Annotated in this window: 21 protein-coding genes; 7 read left to right on the plus strand and 14 right to left on the minus strand. The window is 61.4% G+C overall.

Annotated elements, in window-relative coordinates; all coding sequences use genetic code 11:
* Window positions 1-78: 78 nt before the first annotated feature.
* Both K3G63_RS01520 and gntA read right to left on the minus strand, forming a co-directional pair.
* Window positions 79-669, minus strand: a complete 591-nt coding sequence (locus K3G63_RS01520) for a DUF1989 domain-containing protein (RefSeq protein WP_220612333.1) — start codon at window positions 667-669, stop codon at window positions 79-81.
* Window positions 638-1,330, minus strand: coding sequence for a guanitoxin biosynthesis heme-dependent pre-guanitoxin N-hydroxylase GntA (gene gntA / locus K3G63_RS01525; protein ID WP_220612334.1), 693 nt, complete (start codon window positions 1,328-1,330; stop codon window positions 638-640). Before gntA ends, K3G63_RS01520 begins: the two co-directional genes overlap by 32 nt.
* A 602-nt stretch (window positions 1,331-1,932) precedes the next feature.
* On the opposite strand from gntA, the gene K3G63_RS01530 reads away from it, so the two are divergent.
* Complete coding sequence (locus tag K3G63_RS01530; RefSeq protein WP_220612335.1) at window positions 1,933-2,214, plus strand: hypothetical protein; 282 nt, start codon at window positions 1,933-1,935, stop codon at window positions 2,212-2,214.
* Between the two features lie 79 nt (window positions 2,215-2,293).
* On the opposite strand, the gene K3G63_RS01535 is transcribed toward K3G63_RS01530, so the two are convergent.
* Entirely contained in the window at window positions 2,294-3,172 is an 879-nt protein-coding gene (locus K3G63_RS01535) for an SDR family oxidoreductase (protein WP_220612336.1), read from the minus strand.
* Between the two features lie 467 nt (window positions 3,173-3,639).
* On the opposite strand from K3G63_RS01535, the gene K3G63_RS01540 reads away from it, so the two are divergent.
* Entirely contained in the window at window positions 3,640-5,337 is a 1,698-nt protein-coding gene (locus tag K3G63_RS01540; protein WP_220612337.1) for an NAD(P)/FAD-dependent oxidoreductase, read from the plus strand.
* Between the two features lie 400 nt (window positions 5,338-5,737).
* Complete coding sequence (locus K3G63_RS01545) at window positions 5,738-7,324, plus strand: OmpA family protein (protein ID WP_220612338.1); 1,587 nt, start codon at window positions 5,738-5,740, stop codon at window positions 7,322-7,324.
* A gap of 369 nt (window positions 7,325-7,693) precedes the next feature.
* Here the strand turns inward: K3G63_RS01545 and K3G63_RS01550 are convergent, their stop codons facing one another.
* The 3 genes from K3G63_RS01550 to K3G63_RS01560 all read right to left on the minus strand — a co-directional run bounded on the left by K3G63_RS01550 (window position 7,694) and on the right by K3G63_RS01560 (window position 12,239).
* Window positions 7,694-8,410 (minus strand): copper homeostasis protein CutC, encoded by a 717-nt coding sequence (locus K3G63_RS01550; protein ID WP_220612339.1) that lies wholly within the window; start codon window positions 8,408-8,410, stop codon window positions 7,694-7,696.
* Window positions 8,407-9,432 (minus strand): N(4)-(beta-N-acetylglucosaminyl)-L-asparaginase, encoded by a 1,026-nt coding sequence (locus K3G63_RS01555; protein WP_220612340.1) that lies wholly within the window; start codon window positions 9,430-9,432, stop codon window positions 8,407-8,409. The genes K3G63_RS01550 and K3G63_RS01555 overlap by 4 nt, the downstream gene beginning before the upstream one ends.
* Before the next feature lie 338 nt (window positions 9,433-9,770).
* Window positions 9,771-12,239 (minus strand): T9SS type A sorting domain-containing protein, encoded by a 2,469-nt coding sequence (locus K3G63_RS01560; protein WP_220612341.1) that lies wholly within the window; start codon window positions 12,237-12,239, stop codon window positions 9,771-9,773.
* 606 nt (window positions 12,240-12,845) lie between these two features.
* On the opposite strand from K3G63_RS01560, the gene K3G63_RS01565 reads away from it, so the two are divergent.
* A complete protein-coding gene (locus K3G63_RS01565) occupies window positions 12,846-13,850 on the plus strand; it encodes an SDR family oxidoreductase (protein ID WP_220612342.1) in 1,005 nt (334 codons plus the stop codon).
* Between the two features lie 134 nt (window positions 13,851-13,984).
* Here the strand turns inward: K3G63_RS01565 and K3G63_RS01570 are convergent, their stop codons facing one another.
* From K3G63_RS01570 to K3G63_RS01600, 7 genes are all read right to left on the minus strand, one after another.
* Window positions 13,985-14,395, minus strand: a complete 411-nt coding sequence (locus K3G63_RS01570) for a DUF3592 domain-containing protein (RefSeq protein ID WP_220612343.1) — start codon at window positions 14,393-14,395, stop codon at window positions 13,985-13,987.
* A 120-nt stretch (window positions 14,396-14,515) separates the two neighbouring features.
* Entirely contained in the window at window positions 14,516-15,397 is an 882-nt protein-coding gene (locus tag K3G63_RS01575) for an SDR family oxidoreductase (protein WP_220612344.1), read from the minus strand.
* Between the two features lie 109 nt (window positions 15,398-15,506).
* Window positions 15,507-16,436: an AraC family transcriptional regulator gene (locus K3G63_RS01580; RefSeq protein WP_220612345.1), complete on the minus strand. Its 930-nt coding sequence runs from the start codon at window positions 16,434-16,436 to the stop codon at window positions 15,507-15,509.
* 150 nt (window positions 16,437-16,586) lie between these two features.
* Entirely contained in the window at window positions 16,587-17,123 is a 537-nt protein-coding gene (locus K3G63_RS01585; protein WP_220612346.1) for a pyridoxamine 5'-phosphate oxidase family protein, read from the minus strand.
* Between the two features lie 742 nt (window positions 17,124-17,865).
* Complete coding sequence (locus tag K3G63_RS01590) at window positions 17,866-18,297, minus strand: hypothetical protein (protein WP_220612347.1); 432 nt, start codon at window positions 18,295-18,297, stop codon at window positions 17,866-17,868.
* Between the two features lie 426 nt (window positions 18,298-18,723).
* Window positions 18,724-19,125 carry a PH domain-containing protein gene (locus K3G63_RS01595; RefSeq protein WP_220612348.1) on the minus strand — a complete coding sequence of 134 codons (402 nt, stop codon included), beginning with the start codon at window positions 19,123-19,125 and terminating at the stop codon, window positions 18,724-18,726.
* 467 nt (window positions 19,126-19,592) lie between these two features.
* A complete protein-coding gene (locus K3G63_RS01600; protein WP_220612349.1) occupies window positions 19,593-20,105 on the minus strand; it encodes a hypothetical protein in 513 nt (170 codons plus the stop codon).
* 143 nt (window positions 20,106-20,248) lie between these two features.
* On the opposite strand from K3G63_RS01600, the gene K3G63_RS01605 reads away from it, so the two are divergent.
* Together K3G63_RS01605 and K3G63_RS01610 are read left to right on the plus strand one after the other, a co-directional pair.
* Window positions 20,249-21,145: an alpha/beta fold hydrolase gene (locus K3G63_RS01605; protein WP_220612350.1), complete on the plus strand. Its 897-nt coding sequence runs from the start codon at window positions 20,249-20,251 to the stop codon at window positions 21,143-21,145.
* A 97-nt stretch (window positions 21,146-21,242) separates the two neighbouring features.
* Window positions 21,243-22,697: an NAD(P)/FAD-dependent oxidoreductase gene (locus K3G63_RS01610; protein ID WP_220612351.1), complete on the plus strand. Its 1,455-nt coding sequence runs from the start codon at window positions 21,243-21,245 to the stop codon at window positions 22,695-22,697.
* A 51-nt stretch (window positions 22,698-22,748) separates the two neighbouring features.
* Here K3G63_RS01610 and K3G63_RS01615 read toward each other — a convergent pair whose 3' ends face one another.
* Entirely contained in the window at window positions 22,749-23,759 is a 1,011-nt protein-coding gene (locus K3G63_RS01615; RefSeq protein ID WP_220612352.1) for a J domain-containing protein, read from the minus strand.
* A 181-nt stretch (window positions 23,760-23,940) separates the two neighbouring features.
* Here K3G63_RS01615 and K3G63_RS01620 point away from each other — a divergent pair, with 181 nt between their 5' ends.
* A complete protein-coding gene (locus tag K3G63_RS01620) occupies window positions 23,941-25,911 on the plus strand; it encodes a PAS domain-containing sensor histidine kinase (RefSeq protein ID WP_259404229.1) in 1,971 nt (656 codons plus the stop codon).
* Window positions 25,912-25,985 lie beyond the last annotated feature (74 nt).

Genomic DNA, 25,985 nt, shown 5'->3' on the forward strand with positions numbered 1-25,985 from the left:
CCATAAAGAAAGCCCGGCACTCTGGCCCCGCATACGCACAAGCCAGAGCGCCGGGCCACGGCTTTGCCAAGGAGGAGGCTACTCCAGAATCTGGTAGCCGATGGGCTTAAAGCTATAGTTGTTCGACATTTCGGCCGAGCAGGCCGTCATGCCCACCAGCAAATCGGTTTTGGCTTCCAGCACCACGTAGTCGCCGGCTTTGCTTTTGGGCGGCAGCACATCTACTTTACCCGTGGTGCCATCCACGGTCACGTGCATGAAAATGTTAAAGCAGATAGGAATAGCATCGGGGCTGATGCCGTATTCCTTCAGCGCCTCGCAGAGGTTGCCAAAGCAGCCCCGGTGCGGGTGCTGATGCCCGTAGATGATGCGAAACGTATCGGCGCTGCAGGGCGTGAGCAGGAAATCGTGGCGGCCTACCGTGTCTTCCACCAACTCGAACATGATGTTGCTGCGGTTGGAATAGAACGGGTGCCCCTTGGTCAGAAAGATGGTTTCGGCGTAGTCGATGGTGCGGCCCGAGGAAAGGTATTCGGCCCGGTCTTCGAGGTTGTAGCAGATAAAATCGGAGACCTGCTCGCCCTCCACGTCTACTACTTTTAGCTTCTGGCCTTTACGCAGAACAAAGGCGGTGCCGCTACGCGGCGGAATGATGGTTAACTGACTCATGCTGACTTAAAAAAGGACATTTCCAGGCTTGGTCGTAGACCTTGCCGGTGTACTGGTATGCTTCGGAAGCCTCGCCGAAATCCTGGAGCATGGGGTTGATGGAGCCGGAGTAGGCCACGTCGCGGGTGCGGATGGTATTGCGCAGGTTATCGTAGCGGCCGTTGTTCCTGATCTGCTCAAACTGGGCGTGGGCATTGAACACCAGCGTGGGGTAGGAAAACCGGCGGGCCGGCCGGGAGCTGCCCGGATGCAGCCCAATCACGAAAAAGGCTTCTTCCTTCAGGCTAAAGCTGAAATCAGGAGAGTTGGGGTCGGCCACCACGCGCCGGTCGTAGCCGTAGCGTTGCGCATCAAGGTTAGACAATGACTGCATACGCTGCCAGAACAGCTCCTCGAACAGGGCTTCGTTGGGTGCTTCGGGGCCTTTGAAAATGACGGCGGCGCTGTGGTAAAGCTTATCGGACTGGCGGTAGGTATCCACAAACTCGTAAATAAAGTCCAGGATAGCCGCGTCGTCTTTGGGGCAGGCCAGGTGGTCAACCACCAGGCAATGCAGCTGCTGCCAGGTAAGAGCAGTCTTAGCCGCTACGCAGGGGAAATCTTTCTTATTTATAAAAGAAAGATACTCCTCAGTGTATATATTATTTTGTATATCAAGCATGTGCAGGGTAACGCTTTAAAAGCTGAACCAGGAAAAGTCTACTATTTCCTGGTTCAGCTTTTACGCGAAAACTCGACAATGTGTTGACTTACCCGCTGCAGTAGCTACCCGAGAGGCAACGACCCTTCCTGCTCGCTTCAGACAACCTCGGGCCATCTGCTATACCCCAACCCGTTAGCTGGGCGGTAGTTACTAGCTGTTTGGCTGTACGTGAAAACAACGGTTGAGTAGGGATAAAATCACTCTTCAGCTTTCACTGGAGAGGTAACGAGCATAAAATCATGTACAAAAAGAGCGAGTGCCCAGGTGCTACCCCTGGGCCGGAGCCGAAGCTGCCCGGCCGCTTTGCTGGCTTGTTCTACGTTTACGCGCTGTGGAGTCGACCCTACCTGACCTGACCTGACCTGCACTACCCCATCGGGCGGCCGCAACTGCCCACGGAGCCCCTGACCGCTGCCGAGCCGACGGACTACACTAACCAGCTGGCCGCCCTGCCGGCCCAGCTTACTGCAGCCGCCCGCAAGGCCGGTGGCGCGCGCCTGGAACCCCCCCGCCGGCCCGGCGGCTGGACCGGCCGGCAGGTAAGTCATCACGTAGCCGATGTGCACCCGAGCATCTACCAGCGCTACCGCCTGGCCCTGCCGAAGAAAATTCCCACCAGCCGCCCGTTCGACAGGAGCACCTGGGCTACCCTCCCCGACAATGACGCCACGCCCGTGGCCGTGTCGCTGGGCGCGGTCGGCGGCTCTGCACTCGCGCTGGGTACCCCTGGCTCTGGCACCTGGCCGCGGCCCAGTGGCAATGTACTGCCCCATCAGCCGCGCTCTGGTGTACATTGCCCGGCAGCAAGCATCCCGCGGGTGCCGGGGCAGGGGTTTAGCTAACTAGGGTGCGCGCCACTATAAAAAAGGCCCCGACAGCGTCGGGGCCCGGCAGGCAAAGGCGGTGCTGCCGTTGGCAGGCTTAGCTGCTCTTGGGCATGCCACCTGTAACTTCCAGCAGGCTGCCGGTGGCGTAGCTGCTGTCCTGGGAGGCAAAGTAGACGTAGGCGGGAGCCAGCTCTTCCGGCTGGCCCGGACGGCCCAGCATAGTGGAGTCGCCGAACTTCTGCAGGTCTTCCTTGAGCATGGTGCCAGGAATGAGGGGCGTCCAGATGGGGCCGGGCAGCACGGCATTCACCCGGATTTTCTTTTCCCCCAGGTAGGCGGCTAAGCTTTTGGTAAAGGTGTGGATAGCGCCCTTGGTGCAGGCGTAGTCAATCTGGTGCGGGTTGCCAACGAGGCCCGCAATGCTGCCTGTGTTGATGATGGCGTCGCCTTCCTTCAGAAAGGGAATGGCGGCCTGGGCCATAAACAGGTAACCTTTAATGTTGGTGTCGAAGGTGCGGTGAATGTTTTCTTCCGGCACCGTTTCGAAATGCTCGTAGCCCATCTGGTAGGCAGCGTTATTCACCAGAATGTTGAAGCCCCCCAGCTCGTGGTAGGTGCGGCGCACGGCCTCGCGGCAGGCCTCGGCCGAGCGTACATCGGCCTGGATAGCCAGAAACCGGCGGCCCTGCGCTTCCACGGCCCGGCCTACTTCGGCCGCATCCTCAGCGTTGGTGTGGTACACAACGGCCACATCGGCACCTTCCAAGGCAAACGCCAGCGCCACGGCCCGCCCGATACCCGAGTCGCCGCCCGTAACGAGGGCTACTTTGCCCTTGAGCTTGCCCGCTGCCTGGTAGCTCGACATATCCCAGTCGGGCTGCTCCTGCATGGCCCCCTCGCTGGTAGGGTAGGCCATAGGCTTGGGGTTGATTTCACTATTGGTAGGGCGCGGTTCGTTCTGTTCCGTATTCATACTCAGCAGGGTTTGGTGTGAGAGGAAATACGGAATCTGGCTTGCAAAGGCGGTTAAGGCCGAAAAGTTGTTGCCTTGCTGCCAGGGCACCTACTCAGGAGTGTTTTCCTGCCGGAGGAGCCTGGTAGCACAGCCTTAGCCGGCCCGTTGTCTGGGCCCGCAAGCCCAATCGGCTGGCTTCCCCTGCGGCTCCTGAAGCTGGCCGGCGCCGGGCAGCAGAGCGGCCGCTGACTGAGAAGAGAGCGGGTAAATAAAATACTTGTCAATCAGATTATTGCTTCTTGGTCAGGAGCCTGGTTGCAGAGCTTTTACTACCCTGGTTCCGTGTGCTGGCTAGGTAGGAAAGTAACGTGGCGCTGGGCGCCGGGTAAGAGGTGAGTTTATTTTCGGGAAAGAGAAATGCTCTGCCCTGTATTCAATTAGATATAGGTATGTTTATGACAATATTCTTTCACTTTAGCTAGTCCATGACAGAATCCTCTACTCCCCAATTCAGAGCCCGTACGCCCCTGCTGCGTGCCTTGCAACAGGCCTTCGGCCTGGCCGTAGCTGCCAACACGCCGGGTGCGCCTTCGGCCGAAGAGCTGGCCGATATGGCCACCAGCCAAAGCCGCCGCGACTTCCTGACGAACACCGCCAAAATGGGGCTGCTGGTAGGGGCCACCGGGCTGCTGGCTTCCTGCGAGGCCGACGTAGTAGAGCCCGCCGCCCCCAGCAGCCAGCGCAGCCTTGATGGCAAAGGTCCCCAGCCTAGCGTGGTGGTGGTCGGCGCTGGCCTGGCCGGCCTCAACTGCGCGTACCAGCTGAAAAAAGCGGGACTACGCGCTACTGTGTACGAGGCCAGCTCCCGGGCCGGGGGCCGCATCTTTACGGCCCGCGACCTGATGGCTCCTGGCCTGACCACTGAACTGGGGGGCGAGTTTATTGACAGTGGCCACCGCGACATGCTGCAGCTGGCCCAGGAGTTTGGGCTAGCCCTCTACGATGTGGAAGCGCCCAGCGAAACGGTGCTGAAAAAGGACGCCTACTTTTTCGGGGGTAAGCAGTACACCGTGGCCGAGGTCATTGCCGCCTTCCAGCCCTACGCCCGCCAGATTGAAGCTGATATCCGCACGCTGCCCGGTACTATCACCTTCGACAACCTCACGCCCGCCGCCGCCCGTTTCGACCAGCTTTCCATTGCCGCCTACTTCGACTCCATTGGCCTGACGGGCCTAGTTCGGGAGCTGCTGGATGTTGCTTACCTCACCGAGTACGGCCGCGAAGTCAACGACCAGTCCTCGATTAACTTTCTGTGGCTATTCTCCGCCGACACCCACAAGGGCAGCTTCGATATCTTCGGCATCAGCGACGAGCGGTATAAAATCCAGGGCGGCAACCAGCAGCTTACAGATGCGCTGGCCCAGCAGCTCAGCGGCCAGATCACCTTGCAGCACAAGCTGGTAACCCTGGCCCGCAATGCTGCCAATCAGTACGTGCTAACTTTCGAGCAAGCCAGTGGCCAGCGCCTGACGGTAGCTGCCGACTACGTGGTGCTCACCCTACCATTCACCCTGCTGCGTAAGGTTAATATACAGGTGGCGTTGCCCACCTGGAAAACCAATGCCATCCAGAACCTGGGCTACGGTACCAATGCCAAGCTGTTCCTGGGATTCAATGGCCGCCCCTGGCGCGCCAACGGCTACACTGGCTACATTTTCTCCGACCTGCCCGTGCAAAGCGGCTGGGACAGTGGCCAGCTCCAGCCTACTACCAACTCGGCGTACACAGTGTACCTCGGCGGCCAGGAAGGCCTACGCGTGGGCTCGGGCTCGGCCCAGGCCCAGGTAAGCCGGTACCTGCCGGTGCTGGAAGCCGCCTGGCCCGCGGCCCGTGGGCAGTACAACGGCCGCGCCGAGCGCATGCACTGGCCTACCCATCCGCACACGCTGGCTAGCTACGCCTGCTTCCGGCCGGGCCAGTATAGCACCATTGCCGGAGCCGAAGGCCGGCCGGTAGACAACTTGTTTTTTGCGGGGGAGCATTGCAGCGCCTGGTACCAGGGCTACATGAACGGCGCCGCCGAAACCGGCCGGGTAGCCGCCGAGGGCATTCAGGCAGCTCTGCGCAGCGGCAGCACGGCGCTGCACCGCCGCCTGCGCCAGCGGGAAGCCTCTTTGGCGTAGCGCTACCACCCGATCAGCAGGTGCGCCTGCAGTACAAACAAAGGCTCCGGCAACTGCCGGAGCCTTTGTTTGTTGAGCCCACTACTAGGAGCCTGGCACCCGGTCCGCCAACAGGACCATGGTAGAGTTGTCGGGTTGAGCCCCGTAAAGGATCTTGTTAGGGTGTGAGGTGGAGTTTCAGCCGCATTCGGGAGTTCCGCGCACCGGAATGCATATGCGTAGAACCGGGGCATAGCCTGGAAGAAAGATAACCTGCCTGCCGCCGCTAGTATAGGATAGAAGACCGTGGACCAGGAAAGGTAACAGAGGTAGATTCTTTATTCTTGTTACGGTAGTATATTACGATATTTAGCTTAAATAGTCTTATGCATAGTCGTATAAGCGGCTAACGCTACCCTTTATGAGCCAGGAGCAAACACTCGAAGCCCTTGTACAAGCCACGCTTACCGAAACTGCCCTTACCGCGCTGAGTGCCGCTGTACAGGCCGAAGCGCAGGTAGTTCAGCTCGCAGCTGTACAAGTGGTTAAGCTGATTATTCCGGCCTTTGCCGCTCGCAGCCAGCAGCCTGCCGGCACGGAAGCCTTGTGGAGCTGGCTGGAGCGGGCCCCCATGCCTGACTGGCCGGCAGTACTTGGCACGAGTGAAGCGTTTTTCTGGCGTGGGCGCGGCACCGCCCTGCTGGAGGCCCTACTGGGCCCAGCCTACACCAGCCGCACGGCGTTCATCCTTCAGGTGAGTGGCTTACCGAAGAACGCTATGCCTCTACTGGTGGATGTGGTAGTAGCTACCACAGTAGGCGTTCTGCGCGAGCAGGCTGCCATCCGGCAACTCAACGCTGAAGGAATTAGCCGCTGGCTGCAGAAACAGCCCGGAGCCCTGCCGCAGCTACCCCCACCAGAGAAGGGTTCCCTGCCTGGCCCGGAGCCCGTACCTGCTGCCCCCCCTGGCCCTGCCAACGCAACGCAAAAGAAACCTCTTCCTACTTTTCGGCGTGCATGGCAGGCGCTGCGTAGCAGTAAGCCGTGGGCCCAGTACGGGCCGCTGCTACTGCTTCTGCCGGCGCTGGCGTTTGGGTTTGGGATAGGGCGCTTGCACTCATCGGCGGCGCGGCGCCCGGCCTCGTTTGCCCAGGTGTCCTCCCCAAGCCCGAGGCCCGCCCTTGCTCCGGAGGCAGGCGTTGCTGGGAAGGTGCCCGTAACTACCGCTACGTACGTGGCTACGGCAGTTGCTGCCTCCTCACCGGCGCCACTAGCCTCCTACGCTGCTGGCCCGGATATCTACCTTGATTACCCGGGCCAGCCGGTACTGCTGCTGCTCGGCGATGGAACCAGCCAGCGCGTGGCCACCCGCTCCACAGAATATCAGCTATACCGCCTGCTGGCCGGGGCGGGGCAGCAGGCGGAGTCCCTGAGCCACAGCACCCGGTGGATTCCGGTTGATCAGGCCTATTTTCAGGCCGGGCAGGCTACCTTGCCCGCGGCAGCGCGGCAGCAGCTGCAAAACCTGGCTAACATCCTGCGCGCTTTTCCCCGGGCGCGCTTTCAGATCAAAGGCTACAGCGACAGCCTCGACGGCTACCAACCCGCTTCGCGGCTGAGCGAGTCGCGGGCGTGGACTGCCGTAAAAACGCTCCGAGAGTTTGGCATTGCGCGCAACCGCCTGCAGGTGCGGGCCAGCGACGTGCGGCCGGAACTTACCTCGGCCACTGACGAAGCCGGTAACGTCTATCAGCCCTATTTAAGCTTGCAATTTGTGGGTAACCTGCCGGCCGGGGTCATCGTGCCAAGCGCTTCAAGCACCCACTTAAGCAGTACGCAACGTGCAGCCACGGCGGCCCGCCTGCCGAGCAGCAGGAGTGCAGCAGCCAAGGCCCGGCGCGCCGCTCAACTGCGCCGCCTTCGCGCTAAAAAACAGCACCGCGCAAAAACCCGGCTCTGGTTCCGGCGTCTGGGTCAGCGCCTGCGCGGACAGCGTGCCAGCCGGTAAAGCGCTCCGCGGGTAAACAGCAAGTGCGAGGGTGGGAACGTGGGCTGCGCAACGGCCGGAACGACGCCCGCTCAGAATGCGCCCACTAGCCCTCTTTCAAGCAAGTGTAAAAAGGTAGAGCCATGCAGTAGGCCAGCGACGCAATGACAGTGGCCCCCTCAGCAGTAAGTCCCGATTACTTTTATGCTAAAAGCACACTATGTAGTTTCACACCCTTACCCCGCTGGGCGGCTCATCCCTACTGCTTACATCCCTACTGCTTACCCGCGGAGCTATGCGGGCGGTTATGCCAAGGGACAGGCCCCGGGAAAAAAACAGGGAGAGCCACCCGCACCACGCCGCCTGCGCCCTGTGGCAGCTCCCGAGGATTTAGCGCGTAAGCTCCGCCAGCAGCGCCGCCACGGTAGTTGCGTCCGTTTCCAGCAGGGCCGCATCAAACTCCGTGGGCCGAGGGGCCGGGGCAGCAGGCAGCAGGTGGGAGGCGCTGGCGTGAAACTCGGTGGCGGCGGTGCGGGTAGCCAGGGCCCAGATGTTGGATGGCCGGATTCCCGCCCCCGGCATGATGCAAATACGCCCTGCTGCCTGCCGGACCAGGGCCGCCAACTGCGCCTGCCCTGCCTCGGCCGTGGCCTGCCCACCGGACGTAAGAATGCGCTGGCAGCCCAGGGCCACCACGTCTTCCAGGGCCTGGGCCTGGTCGGGGCACGCGTCGAAGGCGCGGTGGAAGGTGACGGGTAAGGGGCCGGCGGCCTTAAGCAAGGCCCGGCACCGGGGCAGGTCCACGCGGCCCTGGGCATCAAGCACACCCAGCACTACCCCGGCGCAGCCTAGCTCCCGGCACTGGGCAATGTCAGTGACCATAATGGCCAGCTCATCGGGGGAGTAGCAGAAGTTGCCGGGGCGCGGCCGAATCAGGACGAACACCGGAATGGAAACCAGGCTGAGCACCCGCTGCACCAGCCCGAAGGAGGGCGTAATGCCCCCCTGCTCCAGGTTCTGGCACAGCTCCAGGCGGTGGGCTCCGCCCGCCTGCGCCGCCACGGCCGACTGCACCGAGCCCGCGCAGATTTCTAGCGTGTAGCTCACCGGAGAAGGTAGTCGGCCTGAATAAGTTGCTGCTGGTTTTGAGCGTCGCAGACGGCGTAGCTGAAACCCTTTTGCAAGGCGAAAGCGCCGTGCTGGCCCTGGCTGCTGACGGCAATAAAGCACACCTGAATGTCGCGGGCCTTGGCGCCTTTAATCTTGGCAATGCGTTCCACAGCGGCTTTGCAGGCGGCTTTGGGCGCGAGGCCCTGGCGCATCAGCTCCACTACGGTATGAGCCCCGGCAATGCGAATTACGTCCTCGCCCTGGCCGGTGGCAGCGGCTGCGCCCACGGCATTATCCACGTACAACCCAGAGCCAATGAGGGGAGAGTCGCCGAGGCGGCCCCGCATCTTGAACCCCATGCCGCTGGTAGTGCAGCTGCCGCTCAGGTTGCCGCGCGCGTCCTGGGCCAGCATGGCAATGGTGTCGTGGTTATTGGCCCCACCAACGGGTCCTACCGGCTTCTTGCTGCCGGAGTTTTCAATGTTGACGATGGGCTTGTACTGGCTGGTTTTCAGCCACTCCCGGTAGGCTTTTTCGGCGTCGGGGCTGAGTTGCTGGGGTTCCAGCGGGAAGCCCTGGGCCACGGCAAACTGCTGGGCGCCTTCGCCCACCAGCATCACGTGGGGCGTGCGCTCCATTACCCGCCGGGCCACACTAATGGGGTGCTTGATGCGCTCCAGGGCCGCCACGCTGCCGCAGTTGAACTGCTCGTCCATGATGCAGGCGTCCAGCGTCACGATGCCGTCCCGGTCGGGGTTGCCGCCCAGGCCCACGCAGCAGTTCTGCTCCGCCTCCGTTACCATTACGCCGGCCTCCACTGCGTCCAGGGCCCGGCCGCCCTTGCTCAGTACCTTCCAGGCGCCCAGGTTGGCGACCAGGCCCGTATCCCAGGTGGAAATAACCAGCGGCTTGCCCACCACAGGCCGGGTGGGCAATGCCACGGCTTCGGCCGACGGGCCCACAGCTAATGCAGCCAGCGAGGCAGCAGAGGTGGTAAGAAACTTGCGGCGAGTAGGCATAGGACGGATACAGTTGTAGGAAGTCCAAAGAAAGAAAGTTTTCGCTGCCCCACCATAACTCAAACCCCTACCTCTCCCGAAGCGGAGCCCTCTGCCTTTTTTGAGCCGGCCGGCGGGGCCGATAATAACATAAGCTCCTACAGAAGCCTAGGAGCAGCTTCTGTAGGAGCTTGTTTCTAAGACTACCCAGCAAGTAAGCGGAAATGGTTAGCTAAGCGCGGCCAGGCAGCTTTACCCGGGGTACTCGCTTCCTCTCCTGGTTACTAGCGTGGTAGCACTGCTTCGCGGGGACCAGCCGGGGCTGCGGCGCGTTTAGTCGGCCGTCTTATACCGCCAGTTTAGTGAATTACTACCCGTTGCGCGCGGGTCTGGTCGCCGTGGAAGCGCAGCACGTACACCCCGGGCCTGAGCTTGTCACTGGGGATGCTGAGCAAGGGGTGCTTGCCCACGTTCACCCGCGACAGAACTCGCCCTGTCAGGTCTACTACCTCTATACTTTTTACGTGGAGCTGGTTGGCTCCCAGCCGTACCGTGAGCTTGTCGTGGGCCGGATTGGGGTAGACCTCAATGCCGCTGTCGGCCAGACTGCCGGCGTTTGAAGTCACGGTGCTGCAGTTAGTAGCCGCCGCCCCCAGGCCGCTGATGGAAGCCATGGAGGTAGCCAGCACCAGCTTATCGAGTTGGGCGCCGCCCCCGGCGTTGTAAGCAATGGTGAGGGTGTGCGGCCCTACGGGCAGCACTGCATCCTTCAGCTTGGTCCAGCCCCAGCCGCTGCCGGCACTCACCTCTTTCACGCTCACGTCATCGATATAGTACGTGTTGGCTACCTGGCCCATGTCAAAGAGGAAAGTGGTGGATACCAGAGAGGCCGTGATGGTCCAGGAAACCTGCTGCCACGCCGTGCCAATGGTCTGGTCGGCCTGGTACTGGGCCCCCGAAGGCCCGGTGGAAAGCCGGATGGAGCCCCCTGCTGCGGCGGCCCGCACCCAGTAGGAAATAGTGTACTGCTTGCCCACAGTGGTGGGGAAGGCGGCGCTGGTTACCTGCACCCGCCACTGGTTGCCGGGCTGGGCAGTGGGGTTCACCACCTTCAGCGAGCCGGTGCCGGCGTGCGCCTCCGCAGCTACGGTATTGGCAGTAATGGTAGCCCCGGTCGAGTTCAGGGTGGTCCAGCCAGTCAGCCCGTTTTCGAAGCCCCCGTTGGCTATCAGCTGGCTGCCTACCGCTTGGAAAGCGTCATTATCAATTTTCAGCCAGTACCCGTACTCCTGGCCGGCGGGCACGTTCTGCCGGGCCACCAGGTTGTAGGTGGCGGCGCTGTCGATGGTGAAGGGCAGGGTCAGGTAGGCAGTGGCGGTGGTGGGGGCGGTAGTGGGGCTGCTCAGGCCGCTTTTCACCTGCACGTACTTGCCGCCGGAAGCCGCCGCATCTGTCACGATGTCCCAGTTCGAGCCTACGGTGGCGCACTCCGCTTCCAGCCAGAGGCGTTTGCCCAGGGGCTCGGCCGGTAGCGTGGGGGTAGCCGTGCCCCACCACCGGTACCAGCGCTGGTAGTCCAGGGCCGGGTAGGGGTGGGTGGTGATGTTGGTATTGGCGCTGGCATTGCCGAGCAGGAACTTGTCTACAAAAGCCTCAATGGCGGGGCGTTGGGTGGTAGGAATGGCGCAGTGGTTGTGGCCGCCATCAATGTAGAAACCGAACCGGTCGCCGATGCCAAAGGTCTTCCAGACCTCGTGGGCCGCCCTGGCCGATACGTAGGCCGAGGGGTTGGCCAGCCACTCGAAATCGGTGTTGCCGGTTACCAGCAGGGCCCGCGGCGCAATCATGGCCATCAGCTCGTGGTGGTCGTGGGGCAGCTTGGCCACGTTGGTATTCTCGAATTGCTTCATGTCGTCCTTGAACCAGCGGTAGTCCGTGGCGCCCAGCTTTTCCACTGCGCCCAGCGTTTCGGAAACCCGCCAGGCCGGGGCCCCGCCCCCGCCCGATTCCTGGGCAATGGTGAGGGCAATGCGCTCATCGAAAGCCCCGGAGAACAGAGCCATTTTGCCGGCGTAGGAGCAGCCCGTTACGCCCAGATGCCGCAAGTCAATGGGCAGGCTTGATTGCACCAGCTCCAGGCCATCGATCAGGCGGCTCACGCCCCAGGCCCAGGCGCTGTACTGGCCCGCGTTATCCAGGTTCTGATCGGGGTAGAGCTTGTAGTAGGGGTCCGTCAGCTGGGGGTTGCCGTAGGTAGTTACCTGGTTGTGGCTAAAGGTGATGCGGGCCACGTTACGGCTGCTGAAAATATCGGCCGGCAGGCTGCCGGTAGCGCTGTTCATGCCGATGATGGCCGGGAAAGGGCCGGTACCCGTGGGCAGGGCTACCTGTGCAGTCAGGGTCAGCGTCTGGCCGTTTTCGGTTACCGTCACGGTGAGTACACCGGTGTTGGCGGTGGTGCCCGGCGCGTAGCTGGCGGCAATATTCTGGGGCCGGGCCGGTTTACGGCCTATCTCATAGTTTTCAATTTCGGCCTTGATTTCGTTGCGCCGGCACTCCCAGTCGCTGAAGCTGGTGGAGCGTCCCCGCCCATCCGACCTCATAAACGGGTCGGGCAGGGGGGCAATGGCCGGTAGCTGGCTGAACGAGGGCAGAGGGGGAGCCGCGCAGCTGGCGCCGGTGTTTTCCGTGGCGTACACCAGCGGAATCTGCGCGAAGGAGCCCAGGCAAAGGAAGTTCAGCAGGAAAGCCGCCAGGACAGCTGTGGTTTTCCGCCCCGGGGCAGCTGGGTGAGTACATGTGTTTTCAGAGGAGAGTATTGTTTTCATACTGTGGGGTTTGGGGTAGCAGGAGGTAGGTCAGGAGAGTGTTGTCATAGGCGCAGCAGCTAGGGCAAGAGTAAAGGGGAAAAAGGAAGAAGGCCCGGACGGAAAACTCCGCCATGCATGGGCTTAAATCAGGATAGGCCTGGGCTGTGCAGGCCGCAAAAACGACAGCGTTGGGAGGCTTCTCAGGGCCGGTAGGCTACCAGCGGCCACGTTGGGCGTAGCAAGCCGGCGGGGCCTATTGGGCTCGGAAGATAGCAGCCGCTATGGGTGGTAGAAGCGCCCCGGAAAGACCCAACTGAAATGAAAAGACCGAAATCGTTCCCGGAAACGTTTGTATATAAAAAGAGGATAAAATATTCTTATGCTGTTATGAGTAATGACTTGCTCACCCTGCTTGGTGACTTTGTCGGGGCAAGGGTACTGCTAAGGAGATATTCTGCTTTGCTGGTAGGAGAGTAGTCGGCCGGCGGTGCCCAGCAGAGGATGCTTGGTAGCTGGGAAAGGGCTTGGCCGTGCCTTCAGAGGGGCAGCAGTAAGTAGGCACACACCAGGGTGGGCGCCCGGCAGCAGGGCAACCTATCCGGGAAAGTGTCGTTGCAAGTGAGTATGAAAGAAGAAAACACCCTCAGCCGACGTCAGATACTCAACGGTTTAGGGGCCAGCTTGGCCGTAGCCGCCGTAAGCCCCATTCTGCCCGCCGAGGCTGCCGGCCCTGCCACGGCCGCAGCCGAGCCCCTCAAGGACCCGACCACCGCCTACCCCCGGCCTCCCTTTAAAAGCCAGACCCAGCCCTGGCCCGGGCTAGCCTCCAAAATGGAGCCCGTACCCGACCACGGCGAGAAAACCTATAAAGGCTCGGGCCGCCTCAAAGGCCGTAAAGCCCTGATTACGGGCGGCGACTCGGGCATGGGCCGCGCCGCCGCCATTGCCTACGCCCGCGAGGGCGCCGACGTGGCCATTAACTACCTGCCCGCCGAGGAGGCCGACGCCAAAGAAGTAATAGCCCTGATTAAAGCCGCCGGCCAGAAAGGCGTAGCCATTCCCGGCGACCTGCGCGACGAAGCCTTCTGCAAGAAGCTGGTGGAGGAAGCCGTGCGCCAGCTCGGCGGGCTGGATATTGTGGTCAGCAACGCGGCGCGGCAGCAGCAGCGTCAGTCTATTCTGGACCTCACCACCGAGGACTTCGACGCGACGATGAAAACCAACATCTACGCCCCGTTCTGGATTATCAAGGCCGCGCTGCCCCACCTCAAGCCAGGCTCGGCTATCATCGGGACTACCTCCGAGCAGGCCACTGACCCCTCCGAAGACCTGTATGACTACGCCCAGACCAAGGCTGCCACTACCAACTATGTCCGCTCCCTGGCCAAGCAACTGGCCCCGAAGGGTATCCGCGTGAATGGGGTGGCCCCCGGTCCCATCTGGACGCCCCTGCAGGTCAGCGGTGGTGCTACCCAGGAAAAGCTCCAGAAGTTCGGCGGCGACACGCCCATGAAGCGGCCCGGGCAGCCGGTGGAGCTGGCCTCCATCTACGTGCAGCTCGCCGACCCGCAGGCCAGCTATGCCACTGGCCAGGTATATGGGGCAGCTGGTGGCAAGGGGATGCCGTAGCGTCGTCGTTAGCTTGAAATTACGCCTAACAACCTTCTGTACTAAGAAAAACGCCCTGGTGAGTGCCAGGGCGTTTTGTATAGTGTCAGGCCCGAAGTTGGGTTATGACGACGGGAAGGGCATAGCGGGCTATTCTAATGTGCGAACAGGGAGATAGTGCACAACAGGCCCCCCAACAGCATAAACCCACCGAGCAGGAGCGGGAGCCGTTCCCGACCCGGCGCGACGTCTTCTGCTAACAAAAGAGCTTCGGGCTGGCGTGGGTCGTAGTACAGACGCAGGCGCGCGCCTACAAAGCAGTCTTTATCAACAAGCAAAGAGGTCGTTAGGTAGTCGGCTGCTTCGGGCTGATACACTAGGGTAGCCCAGTAAGCCGTGCTGTGCTGGCCCCGGGCGGTGGTGATACCGGTGACCAGGCCGGTAGTTTCACGACCGTGGGCCAGCAGGTACTGGCGGCGGCGGCGCAGGCGAAACCCAGCTGCCAGCGCCCAAGTGCCAGGAAACAGAAACAGCAAAAACTTAAGGAGCAGAAACAGGGTACTCATGCAGGCCGGGGTGGGGCTGGGTGTGGTAAGCGGCATTCTACAACCGACCGGGCTTCTGGAAGGATGCGGCCCGGGGGCCGCGGGAACAGGTAGCCACGTCAGCAGCTCGGGCCCGCCTGCTTACCGCGCAAAGTAGTGACCCTGCTCCAAATCTGCCAGGAGACCGGGCTGGGTGGGGTGCCAGTTCAATAGCTGTTGGGTGAGGCTGCTGGAGGCCACTATATCCAGTCCGACAAAGCGCGCCATCCAGCCAAAATGATCGGGGGCTTGCTCCGGCGATATGGAAACGGCGGGTAGGTTGAGGTGACGGCCAATGACGGCGGCAATGTTGCGCAGTGAGATGCCTTCGTCGGCTGCCCCGTGGTACCGGGCGCCGGTAGTTGCCTGCTCCAGGGCCAGGCGGTAGAGGCGGGCAGCATCAAGCCGGTGCACGGCAGGCCAGCGGTTGAGCCCTTCGCCCACATACGCCGCCACCCCAGTTCGGCGGGCAATATCGATGAGAGTCGGCACGAAGCCATGGTCGCCACGGTCATGCACAGAGGCCGCCAGGCGGATTACCGCGACCCGTACTCCCTGGGCTGCCAGTTCCAGCGCCGCCACTTCCGACATGCGGGGGGAGGCGGCCGGGTTGTCTTGTTCGGTGGCGGGGCGGCCCAGGGTAAAGCCGGCTAGCCCAGCCGTAACCAGCAGGGGGCGGTCAGAGCCAACGAGCACCCCACCCAGGGCCTCAATGGCATTGCGGTCGGTCTGCCCGGCCGTTTCGTAGGCGAGAAAATCATGATTGAAAGCTGTGTGGATGACGCCCTCGGAGGCAGCTGCGCCGCGCCGTAGGCTGTCGAGGTCATCGAGCGACCCGCGGTGCACCTCAGCGCCAGCGGCGGCTATGGCCCGAGCAGATTCCTCGGAGCGGGCGAGGCCGAGCACCTGATGGCCTGCACCTAATAATTCCTGAACGATGGCCGTGCCAATGAAGCCCGAAGCGCCGGTGACGAAAACACGCATGTGTGTGGTCCTTTAGAAGTTTGTAGTACTTACTTCACAAAGGTCCGGAGGGAGGGAGCGGCGAGTTTGCGCGAGTCAATCCATCTACTGCATTATTCAAACAATTTGACTACCCCCGGAAGTCGCCTGGGGTTAGGGTAGTCTGTCGCTTAAAGAAGTTGCATAAATGCGCTACATCGGTAAACCCTAGGCTATCGGCAATTTCCGAGACGGTCCAGTTGGTTTGCTTGAGTAGCAGCTTGGCTTCCTGGGCCACCCGGTTGCTAATCAGTGCGGTGGTAGTGTGGCCGGTAGTTTCTTTCAGCACCCGGTTAAGGTGGTTAACGTGCACGGCCATCTGGTCGGCGTACTCTTTGGCCGTGCGCAGGCGCAACTGCTGCTGCGGAGTGGCCAGCGGAAACTGCCGTTCCAGCAGCTCACCAAACAGGGCGGTTACCCGAGCTGCCGCGTTGTGCGCGGGTGCCTGGGCCGGAACGGGCTGCAGCTTCTGCCCCCGATGAATCAGCTCCCAGAGGTAGGTGCGCAGCAGGTCATACTTATAGGCGTAGTCGGAGGAGATTTCCTCGGCCATCTTCTGAAAAATAGCCGCACTGGCCGCGTAGTCGGCGCTGCTTACCTCCAGGACCGGACAGCTACCCGGCTGAAAAATCGGGAGCTCCTCCAGCGCCACACCGCTGCGGGAGGGGCGCATGAACTCCTCGGTGAAGATGCAGAAGTAGCCGGACTGGTTTAGGTCGTGGGGCAGCCAGCGGTAGGGCACCCGGGAGGTAGTAAACCACAGGGCCTGGTGCTCTACTTCCACCACTTTGTCGGCGTACTCTATCTGGCTGCGCCCGCTCATCAGGCACAGTTTGTAAAACTCCTGCCGCTGAAAGGACATGGCCGGCCGGTTGGGGTAGCTGCGCATCAGGTCCTCCATTGTGAAGATGTTGAAGTGCCCTACTTCCCGGGGCCTTTCCACGGGCAGCCCCGCACCGGCAGCTACCCCCATCATCGTCGGAAACTTCGTGTAAAACTCTTCAAGCCGGGTGGGTTTCATAACAGGCAGCTGTAAGAATCAAATATAGCTGATCGTCATCATCAGGTTATGCGCTTGCTCGTTTTCTAACTGCGGCTCAACCTGTCGGCAGTGTTGTCCAGCAAATGGAGCGGCGGAAGAGTAGCTGCCCAAGCGTCCACGCAGCCCGCATCAGATACCGGTGGGCTTACCGTCGATGCTGCGGGCGTTGCGGTTGTGCCAGTACTGCGCTACCTGCTCGGGGCCGCGCTTTTCCATGTAGTCGTTTAGCTCGTGGCGCTCGGCCCGGTAGTCGAAGAACGGCACCGCCATGCCGCAGGAGGTTTGCACCAGGTCCGCCTCTACCACTACTATCTGCCGGGAGCCGGGTAGGGGTGGGAACAGGGGGAGCAGCTCGGCCCACTCTACGTCGCGCGGGTGGTACACGGTGGCGGTGCCGTAAATGCGCAAGATGTTGGGCTTGCCCTGGAAGGCGCACCACATCAGGGTAATGCGGTTTGCCTCCAGTAGGTGGGCGGCGGTTTCGTTGCCGCTACCGGTCAGGTTCAGCCAGGCCACGCGGTTGGCATCGAGCACGCGCAGCGTATCCTGGCCCTTAGGCGAGATGTTGACGCGCCCATCCGCGGCGGCCGTGCCCACGAAGAAGATGTGCTGCTGCTCGATAAAGGCCTGGGTGTCGGCACTAATGGCGGGGTATTGCTTGCCCATGCGAAGAAACGTTTAGCGGGTGAGCAAGGTAGGGTTGTCGGGCGTCGGGGGCAAGCCTGTCCTTAAGGCTGGTCACGAGTTACGTTGCTCAGGAGACTTTCTGGCCAAGGACCGGGTAGGCGTACCCGGAGCAGCTACGGCCATGAATTAGGCTGATTTTAATAGAACGAGCGACGGTCGAAGGTCGTCGGGGCCGCTGGTGGCGACATCTGATCAGAACCGCTACGTTACCTACATTGAGATGCCCGGTTTTCCCGTTGCAGCTCCGCCGGAGCACCGCACCAGATTCCGGACCAGCCCCCGTTCTACCTTTACGGTAAGGCGCTTCGAGCGAATTTGGGTCCATAGCCGATAACTGTAAAAATTAAGGGTAGGCACTCGGGAGCATCTGGTCGCTTTGGCTTAGGGGATAAGGTAGTTAGCAGGAAAGGAAAACGCCCTGGTAGGCACCAGGGCGTTTGTGTGCTAAGCATAAAAAAGCACTTCTGGCAGCGTGAGTTTAGGGAAGCATAACTTATGATTAGCAAAGGTGTGGAGGTGTTGTCTCAACTGCTCCATTAGCAACGAGCTAGTACCATGCCGTTTGGATAAATCCAGGGTGGCGCTACCCTTTTGATAGGGAGACGTAGTCTCTTGCTATGGCTAATTGCGAACTGTCATTTCCTGTTGCTACCCTTGTTCCCTTGGTCACAATGCCAACTAAAGGTTACTTCTGTAACGGGTTGGAGCCGGGTATTAGTAATCAGAGAAGCTTTTCCTGAATAGCGACGGGAAAAGCCTGGTTCTTATCATACTCTACAAAGGCCAGGTAGAGCTTCTCGTTGCTGAACCGAGCTAGCTTGCTGATGCCTACCCCACCAAACAGACCCAAGACCAAGCCCCAGCCGAGCGGTGTCACCGTAACAGTTGTGGTGCCACCAGTACCGTCACTCTTTGAACCAGTTTGGGAGGCTATAAAACCAGTGACCACAGCCCCGGTCCCAACCCAAAGGGCACCGCCAGTCTGGTGCTTAGCAAAGAGGCGAATTACTTCGGTAGCTTGTTCATTGCCAGCGTAACGCCGGTAGAGGTATTTCTTATAGTTCTCGGTTACTTCCTTCGGTTTGAGCAGGGGCCCGGCAGGAGCAGTTTGGGCTTTACCGGCGAGCGAAAAAGAAAGAAGCAGTGAAAGCATAATAACACTGCGGCGTAAAAAGGGCATGATGGGCTAAATGTGAAGATAAAGTGAAAAACAAAAATGAAGGTATAACGAAAGGCGCTTGCTGAGGCTGGATTACCTAACTTTAAGTTGCAGAGGTCGGGGTGCAAGCTTTTGTGGCGCCGGTGGCTTCCAGGAGCAGCAAGGGACTGCCGCTGCGCAGATGCAGCGAGGTCTGTAGGGCATGCCTGGACGCGACTAGCAACGGGCAAAAGGAAGTGTTAGGCTCGGGGCCTTAGCCGGGGTAGTAAAAATCGGCAGGTGCGAGGCGGCAAGCACCGAGTGGCGTCGGGGCCTTATGGAAACAGCCACTCGGCCAGCCAGGCAAACAAGTCAGCCAGTAGGCCATCCAGCAGCAGACTGCCCAGCCAGTGCCAGAACGTTTTCAGGGTACTCAGTAAATCAATCATGACGAATAGCAGGATTAAGCCGAAGCAGCGCAGCCAGAAATCCGGCCTGATCGGCCGGCGAGACTAACACGGAATCATACTTGCCGTAGCGAATTTCCAGTCGGTCAAGCGACAGGGCCGGGGAGCTAAGCGGATTGCGGGTAGGTCTGATGCGGGTAATCTGCTGCACGGGCACCTGCCAGGCCAGCGGGCCACACACAATAAGTACTTCTGATTCCGTGATGGTGTAGCGGGTATGCAGCAGTAAGGACAAAATAAAGGTCAGCGGGAAGATCAGGGTAAGGGCCGGAACCCACCGCCCATCCCGGATCATAAGGCCGCCTATTCCTGCCAATAGCAGCAGGATAGAGCCGAGCAGCCACCAGCTGATTTTTGATTTAAATACCTGATGCATAGTAGAAGCGCAAGTAACCGAAAAACCCGACGATTACCAGCATCTGGCCGTTTTCCTGCGGGGGCTTTTGTGTACATCGTAGGGCCGAGTAGGTTTTCTGGCTGCCTGTCGTACGCAGGTAGAAAGATCGGCAAGATAAAAACGGTTAAAAAACGGGGTCAGGCAGCTTTTGCGGAGTTAGTTAGCGTGGCCCAGCCCAGCGGAGGTGCCTACGAAACGGGAAGGCCGGAGCCGAAAATAGAAACGGTAATTCAGATTGCGCAGCATTTTGACTTATCCGTTAACCTGCTATTAACCAATGGCTGTACCGCAGATGACCTCTATGAGGTTGAGCAATACCAGCCGACGCTACTAGCGGCACCCGCCGCGCGGGAGCAAGCCGCCAGCCACCCAGGACCAGCGCCCGCCGCGCCCTTCGTACCCGCCGCCCCACTGCTCGAATGCATGGTGCGCCGCCACGAGGCGGCCTACCACGGCGCACTACTTTCCCTGCTGTTACTGCCCCAGCTTAGACCAACAGCAGCGCCAAGCACCGCGCCAGCCGCCCATTCCTCTTGCAGCTCAGCCTCAACCGCAGGGTAGTACTGGCCCACCAGCCAATCGAGAGCAGCAGGCAAGGAAGAAAAAAACTGAATGTCGTAGTGCATGAAGTGGCGGCCGGTGCGAATCAGGCTTTCCACCACCAATTGGTTGTACACGTCAGTGGCAGGTAGCACCAGGCCCACCTGCCCCAGAGCTGGTACCGACACGCGCGGAATCCACTGGGTGGCCAACCACAACTGGTCCTCGATGCTGACAGGGGGTAGCTCGTGCAGGTCAATAATAACGTCCCGGACGTCTCCCTGTTCCACTAAACAGGCCACCGAGTTCAGGCTGGCCCGGAAGCGCGTTGTGCTGTGCGTGCCCGCTCGCCACTGAATTCTGAGAAAAGCAACTTCCGGCGAATACTGGGCAATAAAATCAAAAAGGGATAATATCATAAACAGCAACTAGCCTACTCAGGGCCAGGGGAGCCATTTACGCTAAAATCAGGTAGGTGGATTACGCAACGATGCATTGATACGGGTGAGCTTGCCCAGCAGTTGAGGCGATGATTCAGCGCGGCGGCGCATCTTTGCCCCTGATGACGATACCTGCTTCCGCCCCCAGTGCCCCAGCTTCCCGCTACCCTTCTCCGCCCGCTGCCGTCCGCTTGTTGCGCCTGAAATTCCGGGTGTTAGCGACAGTTTCTACGGAGTGGGCCTTTGCCGAAGCCTGGAAGCTGTTCACCTCCCCGCGCCGGTTGCCCGAGAAAAAGTGGGAGCCGGCCGCCTTGGCCGATGCCCATCGGTTTGAGGTGGCTACTCCCCGGGGACAGGTGGTGGCCTACGAGTGGAACCCGACCGGGAGCCGCACCGTGCTGCTGGTGCACGGCTGGGAGCATCGGGCCAGCTTCTGGGGCTACCTGGCCCGGGAGCTGGCCGCCGCCGGGTTTCGGGTAGTGGCCCTCGATGCGCCCGCGCACGGGGCCTCGGCCGGTACGCGCGTAACGTTGCCCGCCTACGCCCGCGGGGTGCAGGCCGTTGCCGATACGTTGGGCGAGGTATATGGGGTAGTAGCGCACTCGCTGGGCGGGGCCGCTACGGCCGGGGTGCCAGTGCGGTTTAACCAGCCGCAGGGCGGTGTACTACCCCGATTGGTTCTGCTGGCCGTGCCCGGAAGCACCACGGCGGTGGCCCAACGCTTTGCGCAGCTTTTGCAACTGCCCCGGGCGGTGGTAGAGCGCATGTCGCGGTACGTGCGCGAGCAGCACGGCCGCGAAGCCGAAAGCTTTAGCCTCATTCATACTGGCCGTACTCTGCCGGTGGGCCGCGCCCTGCTTTTCCATGACCACGACGATGCCAGCATCCCGTTCGCGGAAGCCAAGGAAATAGCGGCCAGCTGGCCCGGCCTCGACTTTCGTCCTACCACCGGCCTGGGACACAACAAAATTATGCGCGACCCGGCCGTAATCCGGCAGGTAGTGGAGTTTCTGAAATAACGTCGGGGCGCGGTTTTTTGCGTAGGCATACCTGGCGGCCCGGTGATGGAATGGCGCCACTCATGGCCGATGCAAGTTGGCTACTACCCCCTGAAGAATGAGTAACCCCGAATACGATGCCGTAGTGGTAGGTTCTGGCCCTAATGGTTTGGCCGCAGCCATTGAGTTGCAGCAGGCCGGCCTCTCGGTGCTCTTGCTGGAAGGAAGTCAGCAGCTAGGGGGCGGCTTGCGTACGGCCGAGCTGACCCTGCCCGGTTTTCACCACGATGTATGCTCGGCTATTCACCCACTGGCTGCCGGCTCGCCCTTTTTGCAAACCCTGCCCCTGGCTCAGTACGGCCTGGAATACATTACGCCGGCAGTAGCGGCCGCGCACCCCTTCGACGACGGCTCGGCCGCCGCGGTGCTGACCAGCCTGCCCGACACGGCCCGCCGCCTTGGCACCGACGAGCAGGCCTACCGCCAGCTTCTGGAGCCCCTGGTAACTGCCTGGCCCGGCTTGGTGCAGGATGTGCTGGCGCCTTTGCAGGTGCCGCGCCACCCGCTGGATATGGCCCGGTTCGGCCTTTCGGCCCTGCAGCCGGCTACCTGGCTAACCAAGCGGTTTCAGACCAAGGAAGCGCGGGGCCTTTTTGCCGGTATGGCCGCCCACGCCATCCAGCCGCTTTCCAACCTCACTACCTCAGCCATCGGATTGGTACTCCTGACAGCAGCTCACCGCCGGGGCTGGCCCCTCCCGAAAGGGGGCTCCCAGGCCATTGCCGATGCGCTGGTGGCGCACTTCCGGGCCCTGGGCGGCACCATCGAAACGGGTACCTACGTCAGCTCGCTAAAGCAGCTGCCCGCAGCCAAAGCGGTGCTTTTTGACGTAACGCCGGCCCAATTGCTTCAGATTGCCGGCCACGGCCTTTCGGCGGTGTACCAGTGGCAGCTGCGGCGCTACCGCTACGGCATGGGCGTGTTCAAAGTTGATTGGGCGCTGGATGGCCCGATTCCTTTCACGGCGGAGGAGTGCCGACAAGCAGGTACCGTGCACCTGGGCGCCACCCTGGAGGAAATTGACGCCAGTGAAGCCGCTGCCTCACGCGGCGCCCACCCCGAGCGGCCCTTCGTTCTGTTGGCCCAGCAAAGCCTGTTCGATGCTACCCGCGCCCCGGCCGGCCAGCACACCGCCTGGGCCTACTGCCACGTTCCGAACGGCTCCACGGTCGATATGACGGACGCCATTGAGCAGCAGGTGGAGCGCTTTGCCCCCGGCTTCCGGGACCGGATTATCGGGCGGCACACGCTCACTACCCGCCAGCTCGAAGCTTACAACCCCAACTACGTGGGCGGCGACATCAACGGCGGCCTGCTGGATGTAACCCAGCTGTTTACCCGGCCGGCCTTGCGCGCCTCTCCCTACCGCACCTCTCAGCCCGGACTTTACCTCTGCTCCTCGGCTACGCCTCCCGGCGGCGGTGTGCACGGCATGTGCGGCTACCACGCCGCCCGCCAGGCCCTGCACGACGTGTTTCAGCTCAAGGCCAGTTCGCTTTATCAGGAGGGGTAGGCGTGGGCTTCGCATACGGCATTATCGCGCCGGATCCGCGGCTCGTCTGCTTTACACTGTTTCATGGCCTTGGGCGGCTAGCTCGCGCAACACTTGGCGCAGGCCTTCCGGCTCCTGAATTACTTGATGGATATGGGCCAGGTACTCGGCTTCGGCGCGCAGGTGGCGCTTGAGCTGGCGGATTTCCTGCTCCCGCTTCTTGCCGGTGCTCCCGAAAAAGCCGTTTTCACCGAATTTCAGGGCGTTTAGCTGCTGCTTCAGCTCTAGTTGCTGCTGGTGCAGGGCCTGGGTGTAGCGCGTGAGCACGTCATCGTCGGTGGCGGTGGTGGGGCCGGCTTCCGAGAGCAGCTGAAGCAGGGTGTACAGGTCGTTGGTTTCGTAGGCCTCCGTAATGCGCTGCATCAGGGCCGTTTTCTGCTGTTGCGCGGCCGGGTCGCGGGCCAGGTCGGGGTGATGGATGCGGGCCAGCTGGCGGTAGAGGATTTTGGTGTTGGAAAGCAGGCGCTGTTGCTGCTCGCGCGCCTCTAGCGCGGCGGCTTCCTGAGCCTTCTGGGCCTTGGTTTTGCGGTGGGCGCGGGCGTGCGCGGCGGCCTGCTCGTGGGGCGGCAGGTTGGGGTCGATGGCGGGGGTAGGGGCGGCAGCAGGAGTAGCTTCGTCCTCATCGTCTACCCGGCGGCGCGGGGCATATTTGCGCAGCATGTCCTCGGCCTCTTCCCCGAACCGATCCTGCAGGGCCCGCGCATTGCCCACTATCACCTCCTGAATCTGGCGCTGCTCCAGGCGCGTGAAATACTCCAGCAGCAAGGCTTCCTCCAGCGGCCCAAACAAAGCCCGGCGCGCCTCTACCACCGTAGCCGCGGCCGGGCCCACCTGCTGCCAGTAGCGGCGGCGCGCTTCGGCCTGCTCCTGGCGCAGTTCCCGCAGCCGCTGACGGAGGCCTTCTACCTGCTCTACGGCCGCCCGAAACGCCTGCTGGGCCGGCGTGCCCGGCGCTTCTCCGGCAGCTGGAACGGGTAGCGAATTAGCGGCGGGCAGGTCGGTGGCGGGGTTGTGCAGGTTCATGGGGCAAAGGTAGGGTAGGACCTGGGCAGATACGGACGTAACGTAAAATTGGCGCCCCATACCGTATACCAACCCCCTGCTTATTGGTTAGTGCGTAGGCGTCAAAGCAATAGATAAGTTACTTTCGCTGAGTTTTAGTTTTCCCTCTGCCGGTACAGTTCTGCTTCCCTTGTCTTCGTCCTTGATTTCCGTTCCGGCAGAGGAATTCCTGCCTGCGCTGCTCGACCTGTCCGTGAGCGGGGTGGTGTGCTATGACCCTCTTACCAACGCGGCGGGGGAGATAGTAGATTTCGCCTTTGCCTACGTGAACCCGGTGGCCCGGCGCCTGCTAGGCGTGCCCACCCACCCGGCCACTACCTACCTGCAGCAGTTTCCCGATACGCTCACCAACGGGGCCTTCGCGTTCCACCTCAACGCCTACCAGTCCGAGCAGCCTGCTTATTTTGATTTAAACTACCAGGGCGGCGGCTACGATACCTACTGCCGGGTAGCCGGCCGGCGCCTGGGCCACCAGCTACTGGTGAGCTTTTCCTTTAGCCAGGAGCAGGACCGGAGCCAGGTAGAGCAGACGCTGCGCGAAAGCCGGGCCAGGGAGCAGGCCGCCCGCGCCCAAGCCGAGCTGGAGCGTGCCCGGTTGGAGCGGTTGTTTATGCACGCTCCGGCCGCCATCTGTATTCTCAGCGGCCCCGAGCTGGTGTACGAGCTGGTAAACCCTATTTATCAACAGTTCTTCCCCGAGCGCCAGCTGGTGGGCAAACCCCTGCGGGAGGCCCTGCCGGAGCTAGCCGACCACGCCGCCTACTACACCATGCGGGAGGTGTTCGATACGGGCGTAACCAAATGGCAGCAGGCCCTGCACGTGCCCCTGGCCCGCACCGACAATGGGGGGCTGGAGGACCGCTACTTCAACTACGTGCAGCAGGCGCGCTACGATGAGCAGGGCCGCATTGATGGGGTATTGGTATTTGGCTTTGAAGTGACGGAGCAAGTGCGGGCCCGCCAGAGCGTGGAGGCCAGTGCCCAGCAACTCCGCCTGCTCACCGATACCCTGCCCGTGCTTATTGGCTACCTCGACCGGGAGCGGCGCTACCAGTTCACGAACGAAGCTTACCGGGCCTGGTTTAACCAAGATCCGGCGGCGCTGCTGGGCCGGCCGGTGCGTGAGGTGGTAGGCGAAAAAGCCTATGCCGCCACCAGTGGGTACATGGACCGGGCGCTGGCTGGCGAGCGGCTGGATTTTGAGGCCCAGATGCCCGACCGGGAAGGCTTCACGAAGTACATCCGCACCAGCTACGTGCCTGACGTGCGCGATGGAGAAGTGGTTGGCTTCTATACGTTGGTTAATGACATTACGGAGCAGGTAGAAGCCCGCCAGCAAGTACAACTTCTCAACGAGGAGCTGGCCGGTATCAACGCGGAGCTGGTAGCTGCCAACGCCGAGCTCCACAACATGAATACCCAGCTCACGCGCACCAACGTCGATCTGGATACGTTCGTGTACACGGCCTCGCACGACCTGAAAGCGCCCATTATCAACATCGAAGGTATTCTGCAAGCCTTGCAGGAGCATCTTCCGCCCGAGGTACAGCAGGATGAGTTGGTAGGCCAGCTGCTGGGGTTGCTCCACGACACCGTGGCGCGCTTCCAGGTCACCATCTCCCATCTGACCGACCTTTCCAAGCTGCAACTGGCCCACGCGGCGCCCGCCGAGCCGGTGCTGCTGGCGCTGGTAATAGAAGATGTGCGCCTGGATCTGGCCTCCGACCTCCACGCCGCTGCTGCCCAGCTTATCGTGGAGGTAGCCCCCGATTTACAGGTTTCCTTTGCTCCCCAAAACCTGCGCAGCATTGTGTACAACCTGCTCAGTAATGCCGTGAAGTACCGCAGCCCCGACCGCGCTTCCGTGGTGCAGGTATCGGCGGAGCAGACTCTGCAAGGCGTTGTGCTTACTGTGCAAGACAATGGCTTGGGCTTGAGTGAGATGCACCAACGCCAGATATTCGGCTTATTTCAGCGCCTGCACACCCACGTGGAAGGAACCGGGGTGGGCCTCTACCTAGTAAAGCGCCTGGTGGAAAACGCGGGCGGCACTATCTCGGTGCATAGCGAGGTAGGCGTGGGCTCCGCCTTCCGGGTTTCTTTTCCGGCGTAATCCAGGTCGTGTCCCTGCCTTGTTTTGAGAGGCAGTTCTACCTCATTCCAGCGTACAGATGGCCTTACTACAGG

Origin of the sequence: Hymenobacter sp. HSC-4F20 (assembly GCF_019599275.1) — a bacterium.
In the GTDB taxonomy this organism is placed as follows: Bacteria; Bacteroidota; Bacteroidia; order Cytophagales; family Hymenobacteraceae; genus Hymenobacter.